16 protein-coding genes and 2 pseudogenes are annotated in these 18,422 nt (G+C 54.4%); 1 reads left to right on the top strand and 17 read right to left on the bottom strand.

The genetic code is table 11. The annotated features are described in order from the left end of the window. The 17 genes and pseudogenes from ABLV75_RS16655 to tssK all read right to left on the bottom strand — a co-directional run. The coding region (locus ABLV75_RS16655) for an ImcF-related family protein (RefSeq protein ID WP_348855034.1) at positions 1 to 2,344 on the bottom strand (2,344 nt) is incomplete at its 3' end. Further along, positions 2,331 to 3,467 carry a hypothetical protein gene (locus ABLV75_RS16650; protein WP_224227003.1) on the bottom strand — a complete coding sequence of 379 codons (1,137 nt, stop codon included), beginning with the start codon at positions 3,465 to 3,467 and terminating at the stop codon, positions 2,331 to 2,333. The genes ABLV75_RS16650 and ABLV75_RS16655, both read right to left, overlap by 14 nt. Further along, a complete protein-coding gene (locus ABLV75_RS16645; protein WP_004101503.1) occupies positions 3,464 to 3,721 on the bottom strand; it encodes a PAAR domain-containing protein in 258 nt (85 codons plus the stop codon). Before ABLV75_RS16645 ends, ABLV75_RS16650 begins: the two co-directional genes overlap by 4 nt. Positions 3,722 to 3,774: 53 nt before the next feature. Continuing rightward, the gene (locus tag ABLV75_RS16640) at positions 3,775 to 6,192 is read right to left on the bottom strand and encodes a DUF2235 domain-containing protein (protein WP_064356557.1); all 2,418 of its coding nucleotides are present in this window, start codon (positions 6,190 to 6,192) and stop codon (positions 3,775 to 3,777) included. Then, positions 6,180 to 6,815, bottom strand: a complete 636-nt coding sequence (locus ABLV75_RS16635; RefSeq protein WP_017146031.1) for a DUF3304 domain-containing protein — start codon at positions 6,813 to 6,815, stop codon at positions 6,180 to 6,182. The genes ABLV75_RS16640 and ABLV75_RS16635 overlap by 13 nt, the downstream gene beginning before the upstream one ends. Continuing rightward, positions 6,803 to 7,452, bottom strand: a pseudogene (locus ABLV75_RS16630) (DUF3304 domain-containing protein). Before ABLV75_RS16630 ends, ABLV75_RS16635 begins: the two are co-directional and overlap by 13 nt. Further along, positions 7,440 to 8,023: pseudogene (locus ABLV75_RS16625) on the bottom strand (DUF3304 domain-containing protein). Before ABLV75_RS16625 ends, ABLV75_RS16630 begins: the two co-directional pseudogenes overlap by 13 nt. Further along, positions 8,011 to 8,220 (bottom strand): DUF3304 domain-containing protein, encoded by a 210-nt coding sequence (locus ABLV75_RS16620; RefSeq protein WP_348855031.1) that lies wholly within the window; start codon positions 8,218 to 8,220, stop codon positions 8,011 to 8,013. Before ABLV75_RS16620 ends, ABLV75_RS16625 begins: the two are co-directional and overlap by 13 nt. Continuing rightward, positions 8,205 to 8,597, bottom strand: coding sequence for a DUF3304 domain-containing protein (locus ABLV75_RS16615; RefSeq protein ID WP_275943693.1), 393 nt, complete (start codon positions 8,595 to 8,597; stop codon positions 8,205 to 8,207). The genes ABLV75_RS16620 and ABLV75_RS16615 overlap by 16 nt, the downstream gene beginning before the upstream one ends. Beyond that, entirely contained in the window at positions 8,585 to 9,160 is a 576-nt protein-coding gene (locus ABLV75_RS16610; protein WP_023320820.1) for a DUF3304 domain-containing protein, read from the bottom strand. Before ABLV75_RS16610 ends, ABLV75_RS16615 begins: the two co-directional genes overlap by 13 nt. 70 nt (positions 9,161 to 9,230) lie before the next feature. Next, entirely contained in the window at positions 9,231 to 9,602 is a 372-nt protein-coding gene (locus ABLV75_RS16605; RefSeq protein ID WP_133497834.1) for a hypothetical protein, read from the bottom strand. A gap of 62 nt (positions 9,603 to 9,664) precedes the next feature. Continuing rightward, positions 9,665 to 10,471 carry a DUF4123 domain-containing protein gene (locus ABLV75_RS16600; RefSeq protein WP_023320818.1) on the bottom strand — a complete coding sequence of 269 codons (807 nt, stop codon included), beginning with the start codon at positions 10,469 to 10,471 and terminating at the stop codon, positions 9,665 to 9,667. After that, positions 10,472 to 12,850: a type VI secretion system tip protein VgrG gene (gene vgrG, locus ABLV75_RS16595; RefSeq protein ID WP_348855029.1), complete on the bottom strand. Its 2,379-nt coding sequence runs from the start codon at positions 12,848 to 12,850 to the stop codon at positions 10,472 to 10,474. Continuing rightward, positions 12,847 to 13,086, bottom strand: coding sequence for a hypothetical protein (locus ABLV75_RS16590; protein ID WP_004101487.1), 240 nt, complete (start codon positions 13,084 to 13,086; stop codon positions 12,847 to 12,849). The genes vgrG and ABLV75_RS16590 overlap by 4 nt, the downstream gene beginning before the upstream one ends. Positions 13,087 to 13,336: 250 nt before the next feature. Continuing rightward, positions 13,337 to 15,043, bottom strand: a complete 1,707-nt coding sequence (locus ABLV75_RS16585) for an OmpA family protein (protein WP_004101486.1) — start codon at positions 15,041 to 15,043, stop codon at positions 13,337 to 13,339. Continuing rightward, positions 15,040 to 15,705 (bottom strand): type VI secretion system protein TssL, short form, encoded by a 666-nt coding sequence (gene tssL, locus ABLV75_RS16580; protein WP_004101485.1) that lies wholly within the window; start codon positions 15,703 to 15,705, stop codon positions 15,040 to 15,042. Before tssL ends, ABLV75_RS16585 begins: the two co-directional genes overlap by 4 nt. After that, on the bottom strand, positions 15,702 to 17,045 hold the full coding sequence (gene tssK, locus ABLV75_RS16575; protein WP_049127451.1) for a type VI secretion system baseplate subunit TssK: 1,344 nt from the start codon (positions 17,043 to 17,045) through the stop codon (positions 15,702 to 15,704). The genes tssL and tssK overlap by 4 nt, the downstream gene beginning before the upstream one ends. A gap of 1,122 nt (positions 17,046 to 18,167) precedes the next feature. Here tssK and ABLV75_RS16570 point away from each other — a divergent pair. Beyond that, positions 18,168 to 18,299 carry a hypothetical protein gene (locus ABLV75_RS16570; RefSeq protein WP_016808558.1) on the top strand — a complete coding sequence of 44 codons (132 nt, stop codon included), beginning with the start codon at positions 18,168 to 18,170 and terminating at the stop codon, positions 18,297 to 18,299. The last annotated feature ends 123 nt before the right edge of the window (positions 18,300 to 18,422 follow it).

Here is an 18,422-nt window from a genome sequence, read left to right as displayed (position 1 = left end):
TGTTTTTGCCCGTCAGGGTCAGCAGCGGGCCGAAGGTGCTGTCCAGCGGGCCGCGCGGACCGGCTGCCTGCTGGTCAATGACCGGCTTTTTATCCTTACCCGGCAGATTTTTCGCCGTCCTCACCAGGGAATCAGAGATAGCCTCCCCCTGCTCTCCGGTCTGCCCCTGCCAGGCCAGGGTGTTCATCAGCGCAATCAGCGGCGACTGGCGGACATCGCCGGTCAGGGTGAGCTGGTCGGTGACATCGGTGATGTTGTGCGCCGGATTCAGCCGGATGCTGTTAAGGAAGTTCAGCCACGCTCCGGCAAAATCGGTAAAGTAGCGGTTCGTCAGCCGCTGTTTCAGCGCCTCCGGCGAGACATCCGTGGACACGGTGTTACGGTTGTCGCTCAGCACCCAGTCGATTTCATCGCGCCGCGAGGCCACGGCGGCGTCGATGGCGTCCTGAATCCCGCCTTCCCACGCCTGGCGGGTGAACATTCCCGGCACCACCTCGCCCGTGCTGAACAGACGGCGGGCGTCGGTCTGCGGCCTCATGTCCTCAAGCGTCATATCGGCATAGTTGCGCCGGACGGCCGTCAGCATGTTCTCATAGAGCGTGCTTTCGGCGTTGCGCTGGCCTGCCTGCTCCAGCAGCACCCTGCGCACCTGCGCCACCAGCGCCGCATCCGGCGTGATTTTCCAGGACGGCAGCGCGGGCAGGCTCTGCATGTAAAAGGTGTGCAAATCCGGCGCCATCTCCTGCCACAGCGCCGGGGACAACCCCGGACGGGACGGTTCGGCGGTTTTCATCACCTGCGCAAAAAACGCGGCGTCCGCCTTCTCCGGGTGCGCCATCATCAGGTACGCCTTCAGCTGGTCGTAGCCCCGCTTCGCCCGTTTCTCGCGCAGCGGACTGCGCGGCGGCAGGTCTGCCAGCGCGTTCAGCTGCTTTGTGAGCGCCTGCGCCGCCGCATCGCGTATCAGCCGGTTATTCGCCTGCCCGTACCACGGCATCAGGGCCGCCAGCAGCGGGGCGTTATGGTCCAGCCCGAAGCGCTGATACCAGGGCGCGCCATGCGCCTGCTGGTGCTGTAACCGTCCGATATCGTTACGCAGCGCCTGCAGCGCCATCAGCTGTTCATCATTCACCGCGGGAGAGCTCACCAGCAGCTGCGCCGCGCTGACAATATGCTGGCGGTTAACGGCGAAGGAGACCAGACTGCCCGCCCCCCACAGGGCCATCAGCGACAGGGCGATAACCCCCGATGTGCGCTGCCAGGGCAGACCGGCCCGCACGCCCCGCGCCTGAGCGCAGTCCGCCGTCACTCCCTGCCAGGCCGCCGGAGCGGACCAGCGGTGAGGATGTGGCGCTTCCCCGGCGGTCGTGTCCGGCGCCAGCGGCGGGCTGAACATCAGGCCGCGCAGCGGAACGCGCTGCAGGCGCTCCGTCAGCCAGGGCGTCAGCAGCGTACGCCAGCGGGCAATGCCGCTCCCCTCAAGCGTGCGCCCCAGGCGCAGCAGATAATCATGGGCCGGGTCGGCGCACAGCTGCTGCATTCCCCTTTCCCCCAGGGACGGCAGAATGGCGCGGAGTTGTTGCGCCACCCCCTCCGGCGTGGCGCCGGGCGGGAACAGCGCCCCCACCGTCTGACTGATGCGGGTATCCTGCGGCCAGGCGCTGTCAGTCACCTGCCACAGGTACACCGGCGGCTGCCAGCGCAGGGCCTCCCCGACCTGCTCGAGGGTGCGAAGATGGTTATCCAGGCTAGCGCTGGTCGCCTGCGCCTCATCAAGCGCCAGCACGATGCCGTCCAGCGGACGGCTGCGGCGCAGCTTGCGCAGGGCGGTCAGGCGTTCAGTATCCGGCGCCGATGACAGAGTGCCGCCGTAAATCAGCACCGTGCGGTGGCCTTCGAGCCACTGCTTTTCCGCCAGACCGGGGGCGATGGCGGCAATGTGCGCGGGTTCACCGGCCACCAGCAGCAGGCGGACTTTGTGGCGCCAGAAACGGGTATAGCGGCGGCGGAGATGGGTGGCTATTTCTTTCGATAGCATCGGGCGTTTCAACGCCAGCGTCTTTGCTGATGTACTCTGTCCAGCCGCTGATGAACGCCTGGCTCGACTGATGATCCAAAGATGTATCGCCAGAAAAACCAGAGATACGACACATACCAGCACAATCCAGAGAAGACCGCACACCAGCAGAATCGGATAGATAACCGACCATTTTGCAGCATGGTCACCTATGAAAAACCAGTACGCCAGTCCCCCCAGTAAAATAAGGAACGTGATCGCCACGGCTGTAAGTACCACCGTGAACGCAGCAGAAATAGTTTCTTTCTGATTTTTATCTGTTTTCATGAGGTTTAACAATTCCAAGCGCCAGGGGGTGTAAAGGATCAGTGGCTATCCAGCCGCAGGGTTGCGACTGGCTTTGTGCGAAAATGGCAGCAAGTGATATCACAACAAGCGCCTCAAGTTTTCCCGTATTACCCCAAAAATTGTCCTGCAAATGATGAGTAACGTTCCAGCCGCTGCCTGCCAGTTCAGATTGTTGCGGGTGAGAAAAAAGAATGCAGGCGTCAGGTGCTGAGTCAAGTTCACTTTGCTTCTGTGCTCGTTCACAGACATCCTTCAAATATTCCGTTGCCGATGGGGAAAAATATTCCCCCTGTGAGAGCAATACAGCCCCCTCAGCACTCACAAGCCACAGGGCAGCGGCTTCTCCGGCAGGCAGCAAATCCTCTGCCGAGGGGACTTCAGACTGGCACCCAGCCACCAGAATTTGCGTGCCATCGCCCTCTGAATCCAGAAAGGCTGCAATATCTGACAGTGAACGTTCTCCCTTCCACATAATCGGTAATTCAGGCAGCACAATGCCTGGAAAAGAGTCCTTTATCTGTGCAACAAACGCCTGCCATACGCTCTCGCTCCCCTGCCAGTAAAAGCGCTGCGGCGAGAGCAATTTTTTGCCTTCGCGCTGCCGTTTCCACTGTAGTACCAGCATACGAGCCAGTTGATTTTCACGTTCCGTCGCATCGGAAGAAAAAGAACGCGCCACACGCAGCGCTTTACCGTTTGCCTCCTGACGTTCTGCTGGCGCTTTTTGCTTACGCTTAAGCAAACGCAACCAGTCCATCATCTCCGCCCCGGCAGGGCCAATCAGCACCACATCCTCCAGGGAAAACTGCCGACGATGCTGATACCACCAGTGACTTTGTACCTGTGCCACCTCCGCTTTCCAGGTGGATGAGTGGTGAATTGAAAACCGGTAATACAGCAGAGAAAGAAGCCAGAAAAGCCCCATGACGGTTAACGTGAAAAGCATCGCGGCAAAAACGATCCCGGAGCTTGCATCTGTTCCCCGTAATAACGCACTCGCAGCGCCGACCGCCGGGACCAGTAATGCTCCGGCCCCCAGCCAGCGTTTTGCCGCAGGCGGTTTAGCGGTGCGATAATCAGGAAAATCAGGTAGCGGTCTCACTGTGCAATACCGCAGTCGGGAAAAGAACTCACCAGCGTACAGCCACAGGCGCAGCGGTGTCCGTGAAGAGCGACGGGCTGACCATCCACTTTTGACAGCGAACTGCCTTCAATAATCGTGGTCATACCATGCTTATTGCATTTTACCGGATCGCCTTTAGTGGCAATGCCTTTTCCAAAACACAGATAATGTCCGGCCAGAACTTTACCGCCATACTCCCGCAGGGTATCGCCTTCGCGTATTACCTGTTTCATATTTATTCCTTGTATTATTTACACAGGCATCCGTATATCAGAACGCCATTTCGTTATGGCCACAGTGAGGCTATCGCCGCTTTCGTACTGGCCAGTTTTTCCGCTTCCCGCGATTGTTGCTGCCAGGCGATTAATTCCGCTGGCTCGTTTGTCAGCGCAGGTTGAAGGGGAAGATCGGACAACATGGTAAGGGGAATATCCGCAGAGCTGTTTACCACGGATATTTTTTGTTTTATTTCAGGCGGGGAGTTTTCACCCATAATAGCCCCTCCTTTCTCAGCTCGCTCGATAATAAAATCAACGCCAGGAACCGTATCTTTAAATCTCCCCTCAATAAAGCGCCCGTATTTCACAAGAGGTGTAATATTTTTACTCATCAGCTCACCGAAATAGATCATCCGGTATAAAAAGTAACTTCCCCACGGTTCCCTGGCATCAAGCGTCGCCTGCATAAACCAGGCCCTGGAATCATGAACCTGATCGTCAAATAATGCTCTGACCAGCCCTCCGGGTTGTTGCTCGTTGCTGCTTTCCCCCTGAGGAGGAAAGAGCATTGAATATTTTTCATTGGCCTCTTTTTTTATCTTTATATATTCGCCACTTACATCATCATCGCTGAAGGTATAAACCAGGTTACTCAGTTTATCCATTCCCTTATATATCCAGTTTCCGGTTACGGCACGCTGTTTTAGCTGATAGTCCTCGCGAAATTCTTCCGCAGCCTGGCGCAGCTGCGTCTGCCCCAACGCGGGATCAAAATCTTTCGGCCCCGGCGGATAGGGGATATAGGTATCTTTTTCAGCAGACTCCTGCATTTTACGCCGTGTTTTCTCTACTTTCCGCTGTTTTATATCTCGCGCCTGTTCGGAAGCCTCTCTAATTTTGGGGTCGCTGTCTTTATCCATGCCGTTTGCGGCTGCATCAATATAAAACCGCTGTTTTGTATAGTTGCCACTCGCATAGCGACCGATACGCCAGGCGGTTATCCAGGTGATTTGAACTTCCAGCGCGGTAATAACGTTGACTGATGCACGTACAGGTTCGTATCTGGCAGCATTCTCATCATTTATTTTTTCCAGAGATGAGGGAAGGTTTAATGTTAATTCACGCCAGGCGTTGAAACTATTTATCAATGTATCAGCAACCATAAATTCTGAAATTAAGTTACCTGGCATAACACGCCAATTATCTGAAGATATTGTTGAGGGAAGTGAATCTTCAGGAACTTTCAGAGGAGCACCAGCATCAAATGCTGTAGCATATAAATCATGCAAGGCAATCTGCGATAATAAATAGCCGTCGTCATCCGCCGTTGCTTTCCCCTGTTCACCGGGCATATAACCACCACCAATATCCGAATGCATACCGGGATACACCATCTCTCTGGCATAGGACGGATAGATTCCGTCATGGCGGCAAATCGAATCCAGAGGAAAACAGAGCCGCTGCTCGTGGGCAGAAACCAGATGCACGCAATTTTTAATCAGGCCGTTATCGGGCAGCTCCATTGCATTATCGGCCCAGCCCATATGTCCTTCCGCAAGAGGGGCGATATGCGCCACGCCAACAGAGGCCACCGTATCCAGCAATCCCAGAAATTCGACGCTCAGCGGCACCTTCCAGTTAGCGCCTTCCAGCGTCAGACAGAGATCCGGCTTCGTTCCTTTTCTGAAAGAATTGGGCAGCAGTTCAACCAGCCAGTTGACAAAAGCCCTTGCCGCCGCCGCTCCGCGTGAAAAACCGTATACATACAGCTTAATCCCCAGCAGTTTCGGTTTACCGGGTTCAGGCTGATTCAGCGCCAGCTTCAGGTCGGGTTCCAGATCTTTTAAAAGCCGCCGGAATACTATTTGACGTCGGTATTGACCTGAAGTCCCGAAATCTTCTGTACGAGAGGTCATGTCTTTCACCGCTTTCCAGCTTTCATTATCGGATAAAGCAGGTTTGCCCAGCGTGCGTCTTAAGGCATCGATAATGCGAATAAGCGCCCAGTTAATTCGTTCTTCGCCATAGGTGGCAAAGGCCATGCCGGGCGTGCTGTAATTCAGATCCGACACTTCCGGAAAGGGGGTGCCGACGCCAGGGATGTAGTACTTGTAATATTTATTACCCGACGTCCCTTCCATATCCACCAGTTCCCCGGCATGTCCCTGGACGCCACCGGCGTAACCCTGGCCAATGGTTGCGCGAAAAAGACGGGCAATATTGGTGGGATGTTTAGGAACGTCGATATAAAGATCGTTGTTCAGATTATTACCGGTCCCGTCGAAAAACAGGCTGATATGCAGCGTCTTACAGCACGGCGGTTCCACCAGTCGACCCGCCGCCTGGCAAAGTTCATTGCGGTAAGCCAGTTCATGGCTGTCCTGCTGCTTACAGTTTTGTCCGACTAGCGCCGCTTGTGTGGGTAATCGTCCGTTACCTGGAAACTGCGGAGGATACCAGACTACATCAGGTTTCATTGTGGACATATTTGGGGTTCCTCCATTTTGATCGGATCTTTAATCGGATAATTTGGGTTACCGTAGTCGTAGCAGCTGGTGGTGACTTTTATTTGATCGCAGGGTAAAAAGTGGATCTTTATTCCGCAGGTTTTTTGTCCGGAATAATCGGGAACAGGGACTATTTTTGTATGCACTTTATTCAGTGCCTTAATTTTCTTATACCACTCTTCCTTTTTATCGGAATATGCTTGCCATACTTGGTAAGAGGCTTTCGTATCAGGACGTTTCGGCTCAGGGATTTCAGGTACATCATCGGCAAAAGCCACACCCGTTTCCCACTCAACTTTCACCCTCATCCCCGGTTTCCATTTCGTCGGCACGCCGTAACAGCAGCCACCGCCGCCCCCCTGCCAGGGGCCGATAATATCCAGCCCTGACTGCCCGTCTACGCTGAAATAGTTTATCGCCCAGTGGGTATGGTTAACCGCTTCTATGGTGCCGCTACCGCCACTGATGCTCTCCTCTTTCGCGGGTCGATCGCAACCTGTCAGCAATATCGCCACAGTGATAAAAACAAGGCGTGTCAGCCATCGGCCCAGTGCTGGAAATTGCGGAGGATACCAGACTACATCAGGCTTCATTGTGGACATACTTTGGGTTCCTCCATTTTGATCGGATCTTTAATCGGATAATTTGGATTGCCGTAGTCGTAGCAGCTGGTGGTGACTTTTATTTGATCGCAGGGTAAAAAGTGAACCTTTATTCCGCAGGTTTTTTGCCCGGTATAATCGGGAACAGGGACTATTTTTGTATGCGCTTTATTCAGTGCCTTAATTTTCCTATACCATTCTTGTTTTTCATCAAAATACACTTGCCATACTTGATAATAATTTTTCTCGTTCATCCCGGAGGTATCAGGTCGTTTCGGCTCAGGAATTTCAGGTACATCATCGGCAAAAGCCACACCCGTTTCCCACTCAACTTTCACCGTCATTCCCGGTTTCCATTTTGTCGGCACGCCGTAACAGCAGCCACCGCCTCCCCCTGCCAGGGGCCGATAATATCCAGCCCTGACTGCCCGTCTACGTTGAAATGGTTTATCGCCCAGTGGGTATGGTTAACCGCTTCTATGGTGCCGCTGCCGCCGCTGACACTTTCCACTTGCGCCGACTGATCGCAACCTGCCAGCAGTGTCGCCACAGCAATAAAAACAAGGCGTGTGAACCATTGTCCCTGCTTCGGAAACTGCGGAGGATACCAGACTGCATCAGGCTTCATTGTGGACATACTTTGGGTTCCTCCATTTTGATCGGATCTTTAATCGGATAATTTGGATTGCCGTAGTCGTAGCAGCTGGTGGTGACTTTTATTTGATCGCAGGGTAAAAAGTGAACCTTTATTCCGCAGGTTTTTTGCCCGGTATAATCGGGAACAGGGACTATTCGGCTATGCTCCCGATGACTTTCTTTTATTTTTTTTCCCATTCCAGATATTTATCCCAATGTTCATATCCTGGAAAATCATCTGTGGAAGCTTCTCCGGTTTGCCATTCCACTTTCACCGTCATTCCCGGTTTCCATTTCGTCGGCACGCCGTAACAGCAGCCACCGCCTCCGCCCTGCCAGGGGCCGATAATATCCAGCCCTGACTGCCCGTCTACGCTGAAATGATTTATCGCCCAGTGTGTATGGTTAATCGCTTCTATGGTACCGCCGCCGCTAACACTCTCTTCTCTGGCGGGTCTGTCACAGCCTGCCAACAATATCGCCACAGCGATAAAAACAAGGCGTGTGAACCATCGTCCCTGCTTCGGAAACTGCGGAGGATACCAGACTGCATCAGGCTTCATTGTGGACATACTTTGGGTTCCTCCATTTTGATCGGATCTTTAATCGGATAATTTGGATTGCCGTAGTCGTAGCAACTGGTGGTGACTTTTATTTGATCGCAGGGTAAAAAGTGAACCTTTATTCCGCAGTTTTTTTGCCCGGTATAATCAGGAACTGGGACTATCCGGCTATGTTCCTGGTTCTGAGCTTTTATTTTTTTTCCCATTCTAAATATTTAGCGTCATCTCCATATCCTGGAAAATCCATTGAATAACCGACACCCGTTTCCCATTCCACTTTCACCGTCATTCCCGGTTTCCATTTCGTTGGCACGCCGTAACAGCAGCCGCCACCGCCCCCCTGCCAGGGGCCGATAATATCCAGCCCTGACTGCCCGTCTACGCTGAAATGGTTTATCGCCCAGTGGGTATGGTTAACCGCTTCTATGGTGCCGCTGCCGCCGCTGACACTCTCTTCTCTGGCAGACCTGTCACAACCAGCCAGCAACATCGCCACAGCGATAAAAACAAGGCGCGTCAACCATCGTACCTGCTTCGGAAACTGCGGAGGATACCAGACTGCATCAGGCTTCATTGTGGACATACTTTGGGTTCCTCCATTTTGATCGGATCTTTAATCGGATAATTTGGATTGCCGTAGTCGTAGCAGCTGGTGGTGACTTTTATTTGATCGCAGGGTAAAAAGTGAACCTTTATTCCGCAGGTTTTTTGCCCGGTATAGTCAGGAACCGATACTGTCTGGCTATGTTTCCGGTTTTGAGCTTTGATTTTTTTTTCCCATTCTAAGTACTTATCTGTATTAGCAAATCCAGGAAAACCTTTAGACCCTCCCACACCGGTTTCCCACTCAACTTTCACCCTCATCCCCGGTTTCCATTTCGTTGGCACACCGTAACAGCAGCCACCGCCGCCCCCCTGCCAGGGGCCGATAATATCCAGCCCTGACTGCCCATCTACGCTGAAATGGTTTATCGCCCAGTGGGTATGGTTAACCGCTTCTATGGTACCGCTGCCGCCGCTAACATTCTTTTCTCTGGCAGGCCTGTCACAACCAACCAGCAATATCGCCGCAGCGATAAAAACAAAGCGTGTCAGCCATCGTCCCTGCGGTGGATACCAGCCTAAATCAGACTTTATTATAGACATATCTCAGGTTCCCTTATTTTAACCGGATAAACAGGGTTATCATTAGATTCAACCGTCATCTAATAGCCGCTTATTGTTTGGTCTTTTTTTTCCAAATATTTTTTGAATCCATGTCAGAGCCACAATGGGGACATTTATCGAATTTATAGTTAACAAAATTCATGCATGATGAACATCTGTATATGTGTCCGGTATGTTTTGGCCAACGCTTATCAGGAAAAAACACAGCGGTAAAAACACTAATAACAGGAAATATAAAATAAAAAGAATTTTCCGGCTCTCCCCAGGATAATAGCATAACTATCGCTAAAAACATCATAGACGCTTTGATAAACAAAACACAAAACACCAGAGCAATAAAAAAGCTTTGTTTTTTCCAGACAATGATTCCAACCAGTAATATTACCGCTCCAGAGATAATAACTTTTGTATCACTATCCAAATACATACCCCCTCCGATGTAAGTAGCTATGATCCCTATTGAAAATACCACTCCTGATGACTTTATAGATTATTGACACCAGAACCGCATTCATCAGAATAAATTTTATTTTTAAGAATATACTCAGCCACCCACTCATTACGTTTATCTTCGAAAAGCACACCTTCTTTTGTCGCAGCCAGCATAGCCTTAAAGCAAGCAGAAAATTCACTTTCTCTGTTCATAAAAAGGTTCTTCGGTAATGGCTGATAAACCAATAATTGTTTTGCATCACACAGACACATCAGACTTTCAAACTGATTATCAGTAAATATGATTTGCTCACTCAATTCCTCTTCACCTAATGCCGCCCCATTGCCTTCCAGCAAAACAGGTGCTTCGTCGCGATCCAGCCAGCTCCAGAATAATGTCGGTCTGTGGAGCTGACTTTGCTGTTCATCACTAAGAACATGGGTAAAAAGATACGAAAATATACGCGTATCCCAGAAGCGAAATATCCCTGCACGCCCCTCATGCTGCGCATCAATGCAACGGATCAACCATTCAGCCAAAACTTCGAACCGCCAGGATGACCCCAGCACCAGTAAAGGCGCTGTTGCCACAGCTTCACGAGCCAATGCATATAACCACTGCACCTGCTGAGCATCTTCCAGCTCAATACGTACCAGCAAAGGCGCATCGTCCGGGTAAATATTCTCCGGCAATCCCTGGTAGAGGGACTGCCATTTTATTGCCGGAGAAAACCCGGAAAGAGCCGGAATGACGGAGAAATTCACGCCGCACTGATCGATAATCATATCGACATAATTGTGACCAATCTGCTGACACGTCAGCTGGATTTTATCCAGCCAGATCTTTATGTTGTCCATTTACGCGTCCCTCGGCACAAAACCCTGAGCCAGTTCCTGAGCCCGTTTGAGGCATTCTTTACATACTGATGAAGGCAGATCGGGCAACTGAAAATCTTCGCTGGCTGGCCCCTGCAAATTATGTTGTCCTTTCAGACTTAACAGGCCAGGTCCATGAATTTCAATTTCTCCCTGCGGAGTCAAGCGAATGTAAGCGCCGCCACACCCAATAGTGATACCATTCTTCGCCGTAAGCTGAAGATGTCCCTGTGTGGACTGTACGGTAACATCCTGAAGAGACGTTAATGAGAGAATATCGCTATGAGATTCGATATTCAGCGGGCCTTTTGCAGATACCAGACGAACACCTTCCTGGCGGGAAAGTAACGATATCGCCTGGCTGGCATTCACTGCAAGCCTCTGCTCGCTGGCAATACTGACTTCTCCAATACTCTGCATATACAAACCGTTGCCACTGTGCAGAAGAATGCTTTCTGGCGTAACGCTCCCTATCCCCTCCGGTGCTTCCATCAACAATACCGGTTTCTTTATCTGGTCCGCCTTTTCAACAAACTGCTTTAACGTATCCATATCTGGTGAGAAATTACGGTGCGTTTGCGTCACACTCTCCCAACCGGCAATAAGGTTTTGCGCCCCCCTCAACAGGCTGGTTGCAGGCTCCATCGCCAGCTGCTGCCCCTGCGCTTTCATCTGTGCATCAGCGGTGATGAATATCCCTTTCCCGGCCCGTATCGCTCCGTAGCTGTCGGTACGCAGCTCGAATCCCTCCCCGCGCGGCTGTTTTCCGCCGTCCACCAGATGCCCCAGGTTCAGCTGGCTCTTGCCGCCGTACTCCGTGCTGACCTTGATGTGCTCTTTTCCCCGCGCGTCGTCGAGGCGGATTTTGTTGTTCGCCGGCGTGCGCAGCACGTTACGTTTATAGTTCCGGATGGTGACAGGGTCCGGGTGCGCCGAGTCGTGCAGGACACCGGCTATATACGGCCGGTCCGGGTCGCCCTGTTCAAAGGCGATGGCCACCTCGGTTCCCGCCAGCAGGGGCAGATGCAGGCCGTACGTGTCACCGGCATACGGGCGCGCCTGGCGTACCCACAGGCTCTCTTCCCCCGGCGGCCAGTGGTCGCGGTCGAACAGCAGGCTGACCCTGTAACGTCCGTCGCGGTCGATATGGCCGTAGATATCACTGCTTTTCGTGCTGGTGACCCGCGCCGGCAGCGTCCCGGCCATCACCGGCCTGGCGATAGTGGCCGGGCGGAAGCCGTAATCTTCTAAGTACGGGATGGCGTGGAAGGCCACCTCAAAACTGCGGTCGCGCCGGGCGCGGCTGTGGAGGTGGGTTATCATCACCCCCTCCCGGAAGGTGCCGGTGACCTCTTCGCCGCCGCTCACCTTCAGTTCCTGACCGGGGGCGAGCGTCGCGCAGCTGCTCTTTCCGCTCAGCCGGGACTGGTCGTTCAGGTAACGCTCGTGACGCAGGCGGGCATAAAACGCCCCGCTCTCCGGCGCCGGGTCGCGCGGATGGCTGTCGCCCGGCGTCAGGTAGTTACCCCCCCAGTGGTACGCCTCGCCGTAAGTGGTGCTGTCGCCCCGGCTGACATCGATGCTGAGGCTCATCTCCGCCGGCGCGTTGCGGTAGTTATAGTCCCGGGTGAACACCGACTGCGGCACCACGCGATGCCGGCTTTTCAGCGCCCACACCGACTCGGTACCGCTGTCGTGCTGGCCGGAGGGCGGCACAGACGGCAGAACCAGCCCCTGCCCGTCGTGCCGCTGGTCGTCGTAAAACTCCACCACGTCGATGTTCAGCCGGGTGTCGGCGGTGAAGCGGAACCAGATACCCACCTCACTCAGCAGGCGGGTGATAAAGCGCAGGTCGTCCTCGCCGTACTGCATCACCTGCTCGCGACGCGGGTACGCCTGCGCCAGCGTGAAGATAAAGTCCTCCCCGCGCATGCCGTGGCGGGTGCGCAGGATATGCTCCACGATATCCGGCACCGACATATCCTGGTAAATCCGGTTCTGGTGGCTCCGGGAGAGCAGCGCCAGACGCGGCTGCAGGGTCAGGGAATAATGCGTTTCGTCCCGGGAGGCGGAAAGGCGCACAAACGCCGTCACCACGCCCTGAATCGTGCGTACCGGCTGCCGGATTTTTACCCCGAAGCCCTGGTCAACCGGGGCCAGCAGGGTGAAGGCGGCATCCTGCATCAGCATCTGCTGCGGCGTGAGGGTTTTGTCGGCGCTGGTGAATTCAATCTGGTAGCTGAACGGTTCGCTCAGGGCCTCATCGCCTTCAAAGGCCAGCACGTCCAGGAGGGCGCGGCAGCCGCGCACCGTTAACAGAGGATGGTTGTGGCTGAACTGCTGTGCCGGGATATCACTCATTCGTTCACCTCTTTCTCAAACGTCATCGCAATCATTTTCTTATCGTCCCGACCCGGAGAAGGGCGCTGAGGCAACTGTCCTGCAGCCACAGGGCTTAAGCGCAGCTGGCTTACCGCCGGTAATATCTGCTGGCAGAGCAGGCTTTTTCCGACGTCAGGCGGCAGGCAGAAGAGACTTTCTGTTGCGCGGGCGCAGTTTGGGTGAAGACGACGTAACAAAATGGCGGGATTTTCCATGAGAGTTTCTCTTCAATCATTTCAGGTACGCTACCGCCCGTCGCTGTTCACTTACCAAAGCGCATCAGGCCAGCAGACCAATTTTTGTCGTTGTTGAACACTTGCCCCGCGGCTGCTCAGCAAAATAACTGCGGACAGGAAAACCTGCCCGTTTCAGGCTCATGTAGTGACACCTACGTTTGGCGAATGGGAGTCTGTGATATCCGCTCCGCCGTTGCTCTTCAGCAACAGGCAGACCGGAGTTGCCATGCTACTTCTCCGTTTCATTGATTGACGCGCCGCTCTCCCGCGATAAGGCCGAAGGCATGCCCGGTGGCTGGCAGGCATTCACCTGCGGTACCAGACTGATTTCGACACGGCGGTTCAGCGCACGCCCTTCAACCGTTTCATTGGTGGCTACAGGACGGTTCTCGCCGAAGCCCTGCACCGCAAAACAGCTCTCCGGTACATCTCCGGTGTCACGCATCCAGTCGCGCACCGATTCGGCACGCTTCAGCGAAAGTATCTGGTTGGCTTTTTCCTCACCGGTACTGTCGGTATGGCCCGCAACGACAATCAGCCAGCCGGGTTTTGCTTTGATGCCAACCAACGAGTGCACCAGCAGCTTTGTCGATCCGGGCTTAAGCGCCCACCTCCCGGTATCGAACAGCGACATGCTGTCGAGGCGGATGGTTTTCGGCACGGTTTTTTGTGCTGGTTTTTGTGGCGGAGGTGGGGGTTCCCAGGAACGAATCGCGGCCAACACCGGTATGCGTAAATAGGCCCCGTGATACAGACCGAGACTCAGGTTCAGCGGCTCACCGCGGCGCGCCCACTGATCCAGTTGAACCGCATCCCCACTCAGGATTTGCAGGGCGCGGGCTTTCGAGGCGTAGTCAACCATCGCAATCTGCTCATAGTGCTGAATATCGAACCCCACCCGCTGCAGTAGCTGGCGGTTGTTCCACGCGCTGGCGCACAGTGCGATGAGAATGGCAAGGGTGAACAGACAGAACGCCCGGCGTAAAATCCTGGCGCGTGGCGTCTCGCTGACGCCCAATGGCAACAGTGGCAGAATAAAATCCGGCAACAGGACATCCGCTGATGAGGTATCAGGCTGCCAGCCAGGTAGTGAGCCCAGAGCGGTATGATGAGACAACCAGCGCTGCCACAGATTCTGAGGCAGAACCGGTGCCCCCGACGGCGTCATGTGATACAGCATCATAGCGGGTATCACCGGGGGCGTATCAACAGAGGGCGCCGTCAGCATAGCCAGCGCCGTCTCGTGCGTCAGGCGAACCAGCGCATTCATCCTCACCTGTGTGGCCAGACGCTCCCTTCCGTTCTTTTGCGCCAGCCAGGTCCCGGTGCAGCAAGGCGCGTCATTCGCCTGCCACACCTGCATGGCTTCCCCGGTCTGCGCTGTCTGCCATAGCGAGTGAGGAACAGACGCCCCTGCCACGTGACTGCTCAGTAGTAAAGGCACCGAGCGGCGGCAGTCGCTCCGCGCCTGGTTCAGCTGCCAGCGCAGCTCATTAAGCCCGACCGCCAGCGCCGCCTCATCACCGTGCAACTGCGGGCAAACGCAGACCATCACCGCCAGCTGCGATATCAGATCCGGGCGTTTACGCAGAAGAGTACGTACCGTCTGCTGCAGTTCGGCGGTAGGAACATTTAACCAGCAGCCCTGAGCCGTACGCAAAACCACCCCGCACTCCGGCCACCTGGCGATATCACCGCAGACCAGCACCACCGGCAGGCGGTACAGCGCGTCCGGAATGTCATCCAGCCAGGCATCCTCTGTAAGTCCCCATTCCCCCTTGCGCCCGGCGACAATCAGGGCAACGATGACTGCGGTCAGGATCAGCGCAACAGCCAGAATCCGCCCGCCGGTAGCCAGCGGCAGAAACAGCAAACAGAGCAGTACCGCAAGGATCCCGGCCCAGAGCCATAACAGGCGCAAATGGTTCACGCTCATTTTTCCGCCCCGGGCAGCAGGGTTGTAATCAGGGAATCAAGCCAATGATTTAGCCCCAGCCACAGCGCGGCGATCGCAACCAGCGACAGCCCGAGGCAAACCGGCCAGCGTCGCAACCCGTCCGCCAGGCCGCTACGCCCGGATATACCCGCCAGTACAGGCTGGCTCTGGTCGGTTTCAAACGGCGAAACGCGCTCCGCCAGTCTGGTGATAAGCTGGTCGCGAACCGGCTCATCCAGGGCATAACATCCCTTAAAGCCCAGCATCAACACGCGATGGAAGCAGGTCAGTACCGCCACATCCGGCGCGGGCTCATGCAGAACCTGTCGCATCCGCTCATACAGCGCATCGCCGGCGTCCAGGGCACCGAAGTATTTCGCCTGCAGCGGACGGTCATACCAGACGATGCAGGCATCATCCTCACCTTCACGTCCTTTAGCTGTCTCATCCAGCAGCGCACACCAGGCGTAGAGAATATGCCGACGGCTCGCCTCGCTGAGGCCCGCGGTCTCCAGTTCCGCCATGACCTTTTCAATATGCTCTACGCAATGTCGCCAGAGGCGTTCGCCCTCCCCGTCGGCCAGTCTCGCCCCGCACCGCAGTTCCGTCACCGTCAACCAGGCGTCAGCCATCAGGGCGTCGATATTCGTATCCTGTTTCATGAGCGCAGTACCGCATAGAGTTCGAGTTCAGGGGCGCCCAGCAGACCGGGGACGTAAAAGACACAACTGCCTTCCAACAGCATCGCTCGCGCCGCCGGATGGGCCATATCAAGGGTGAAATACTGGTTCTCCAGGCGCAGCGGGATGGCCGCCGGAACGTGGCTCATCGCGCGCAGAGGGATGCCGGGTTGCGAACCGTTAACGACCCGGTCGACTTCATCCGGGCTGCCCGCTTTGCACTGAAGCGGAAACTGCTCCAGTAGCTGCGCTACCGGCAGCGCCGATCGTACTGAGAGATAAAAATCCGCCTCTTCACGCAGTCGTGGATCGTGCAGACGGGCATGCCAGCGCTTGCGTCGTTCATCATGAACCATGTCAATCGCCACCACCCTCGATGGCAGACTGGCTTCCAGCAGTACCCCCAGCAAGTCAAACAATGGAGGAAAGACCGCCGTTAACTGCTCATGACGATAGGCCGGAATATCGGCTGTAGTGTGTTCAAGAGAAAAGGTCAGCAGGCTACCTGCCAGACCGGCCAACGCTGTATACAGACGTTCCGGATGCACCTGCGGATGACGAACAAAATGGCCGAGCAACGGCTCAGCGCTGTTGAGCGCACTCAGCAGCCAGAACAGCGACACGTCCGCTACCGCGAAGTCGGCCATTCGCTCGTTGCTTTCCCGACGCATAGACATCAGGCGCTGCAGGCGCGCACGGAGCTGACCCGTCAACTGTTCGGTCTGTTCCCTCAACCAACGGCTGGCCTGTACGTTAAGCAGCGGCGGCAGAAAAGACTCGTCCTGCGACCAGTGTCCCTGGCTATCGCGCGTAAGACGGATCGCGGCGACGGTCTGGTAATCAGCGTTGTCGCTATCGGCCGCACGCAGCGTCAGCTCCGGCTGCATTACCGCAATCTGGCGGCAGTCCTCCCCATAGCGGTTTCGCACCTCCCGCCAGGCCAGACGCCAGCGCACGGGACGCTCCGCTCTCTGCTCCGGTTGCAGACAGTTGCCACCGTTCTCATGCTCATGGGGCAGCGCCAGAACCACCGTCAGTTCGTGATGTTCTGTTTCCGGCAGGTTCATCACCGGCGGCAACGCATCGGCGTTATCGCTATCAATGAGCGTGCCGTCGGCGAAACGCACACACAGGTGGTCGGCTTTCAGTTTCCCCTGCTTCAGCAGCGCGGTATTAAACTCCGCCCGCGCCACTCCCCAGGGATGAATCGCCCCCAGCCGGGCGACATACTCTGTCTGCCAGGCCGATTGCGCGGTTTCCTGCTGAAAATGTTGGGGAGAGATCATCTGCCCCCGTCCCCATAACGGTCGTACTGTTTTCATCCCTGCTCCTGTATTACGCTTTTGATATCAGACCCACCTGCGACAGGGTCACGTCCGTGTCTTCCAGGGCTTTGTCGGGCTGCTCCGCGCTATTTTCCGATTGACGGCCCTCACCCTTAAACTTTTCTATAACGCTTACAGACCCTCGCCTGACGGGGCGACAGAAAGCGCCTCCATATCCAGAAAGGGATTCATCTCACCCCAACAGCACGCCCGGATCAGGTTGTTGTTTAAACAGAAAACAACGAGTACTCTCTGTTTCCAGTACTGCGGCTTGCCTTTCGCGAAGCGGTGTTGATATTTACCAACATCAGCCATTTCCGGATAATTGATTAAACAACGCACCCGATTAATTCAGGGGCCAGCGTGTTCATTTCGGCACATAATTTCTGAGTCAACGCAGCGTCTTTTAGAATTTATTCAAACGCCTTTCTGAATATAGCGATATCAAAGTCTGTATTTGAGGGCGCGGGATAATTGATGTATCGCCAGAATGGCATGAAGTTAAAGTTTCACGCATGCATCCTGCTCGTACTCAAGGCCTTTAAAAACTTAGACACTCTGACGCAGATTATTTCCCGCCCGTTCTTTTAGCGCCTGCTCAGCCCAGATAAACGCTCTTCTGCACGACATTATGAAAACGCGCAGCTAAAAAGAGCTCCCATTGGCGTTGAATTTTTTTATCTTCCAGATAAAAGACGCCCCGCTTTGCCATTACTTAAGCCAGTAACGATGCAGCGCATAAGCAGAAATGCGACGCCGCTATTCGCGCCCCTCTGACGTGCAGCCTCAGCTTAAATCAGAGGCCGCCTTACAGCCGCACTCGCAATATCCTGGCCATAGCGCTTCCTTCCCTGGAGGCGTATGGGTCAAACATAACGATTTTCTTTGCACAATCATCGCAGGGCCAGACATCAGAATAGAGCAACTCATCCGTATTCAGGCCAAATATAAGACTTTGCTTAAGCATTTAAATGAAAATACAAAAAATAATAAGCATCATGCGCACAAAATCAACAAAAACATTCATCATCTGACTGCGATAAATAAAGAATTCACATCTCACAAATGAATAAATATTAAATTCACATATAAACAAACGGAGTTTATTGATGCTAATCAATGAGCGAAGGCAATCAGGCCATTCCCGAGGCGGAAAAGATTGCGCGTATCCAAAAAGATATGTTGAGTACGTTTGACCGCTCGCAAGCCATCAGCCAGCCCAACCCCGACGATAAATATAGATATCAATAATTTCAGATAGGATAAATATAGATTTTAAAAATGATATCTGATGGCCTCTACGCTGTTCATTGACCAGGAGAGTGAGAGCTGGCGAAAGTGAGGTTTGCCGCTGCGTCGGGAAATAGAATACAG

Source organism: Klebsiella sp. CN_Kp066, assembly GCF_040065135.1.
Lineage (GTDB): Bacteria > Pseudomonadota > Gammaproteobacteria > Enterobacterales > Enterobacteriaceae > Klebsiella > Klebsiella oxytoca.
The sequence above is the reverse complement of the archived record's forward strand: the minus strand, read 5'-3'. Positions and strand labels throughout refer to the sequence as shown.

Excerpts from the sequence above, each read along its gene's own strand:
- ABLV75_RS16645 (WP_004101503.1), bottom strand. The coding sequence starts at position 3,721 with ATGAAACAGGTAATACGCGAAGGCGATACCCTGCGGGAGTATGGCGGT.
- ABLV75_RS16640 (WP_064356557.1), bottom strand. The coding sequence starts at position 6,192 with ATGTCCACAATGAAACCTGATGTAGTCTGGTATCCTCCGCAGTTTCCA.
- ABLV75_RS16635 (WP_017146031.1), bottom strand. The coding sequence starts at position 6,815 with ATGTCCACAATGAAGCCTGATGTAGTCTGGTATCCTCCGCAATTTCCA.
- ABLV75_RS16620 (WP_348855031.1), bottom strand. The coding sequence starts at position 8,220 with ATGGGAAAAAAAATAAAAGCTCAGAACCAGGAACATAGCCGGATAGTC.
- ABLV75_RS16615 (WP_275943693.1), bottom strand. The coding sequence starts at position 8,597 with ATGTCCACAATGAAGCCTGATGCAGTCTGGTATCCTCCGCAGTTTCCG.
- ABLV75_RS16610 (WP_023320820.1), bottom strand. The coding sequence starts at position 9,160 with ATGTCTATAATAAAGTCTGATTTAGGCTGGTATCCACCGCAGGGACGA.
- ABLV75_RS16600 (WP_023320818.1), bottom strand. The coding sequence starts at position 10,471 with ATGGACAACATAAAGATCTGGCTGGATAAAATCCAGCTGACGTGTCAG.
- vgrG (WP_348855029.1), bottom strand. The coding sequence starts at position 12,850 with ATGAGTGATATCCCGGCACAGCAGTTCAGCCACAACCATCCTCTGTTA.
- ABLV75_RS16590 (WP_004101487.1), bottom strand. The coding sequence starts at position 13,086 with ATGGAAAATCCCGCCATTTTGTTACGTCGTCTTCACCCAAACTGCGCC.
- ABLV75_RS16585 (WP_004101486.1), bottom strand. The coding sequence starts at position 15,043 with ATGAGCGTGAACCATTTGCGCCTGTTATGGCTCTGGGCCGGGATCCTT.
- tssL (WP_004101485.1), bottom strand. The coding sequence starts at position 15,705 with ATGAAACAGGATACGAATATCGACGCCCTGATGGCTGACGCCTGGTTG.
- tssK (WP_049127451.1), bottom strand. The coding sequence starts at position 17,045 with ATGAAAACAGTACGACCGTTATGGGGACGGGGGCAGATGATCTCTCCC.
- ABLV75_RS16570 (WP_016808558.1), top strand. The coding sequence starts at position 18,168 with ATGAGCGAAGGCAATCAGGCCATTCCCGAGGCGGAAAAGATTGCGCGT.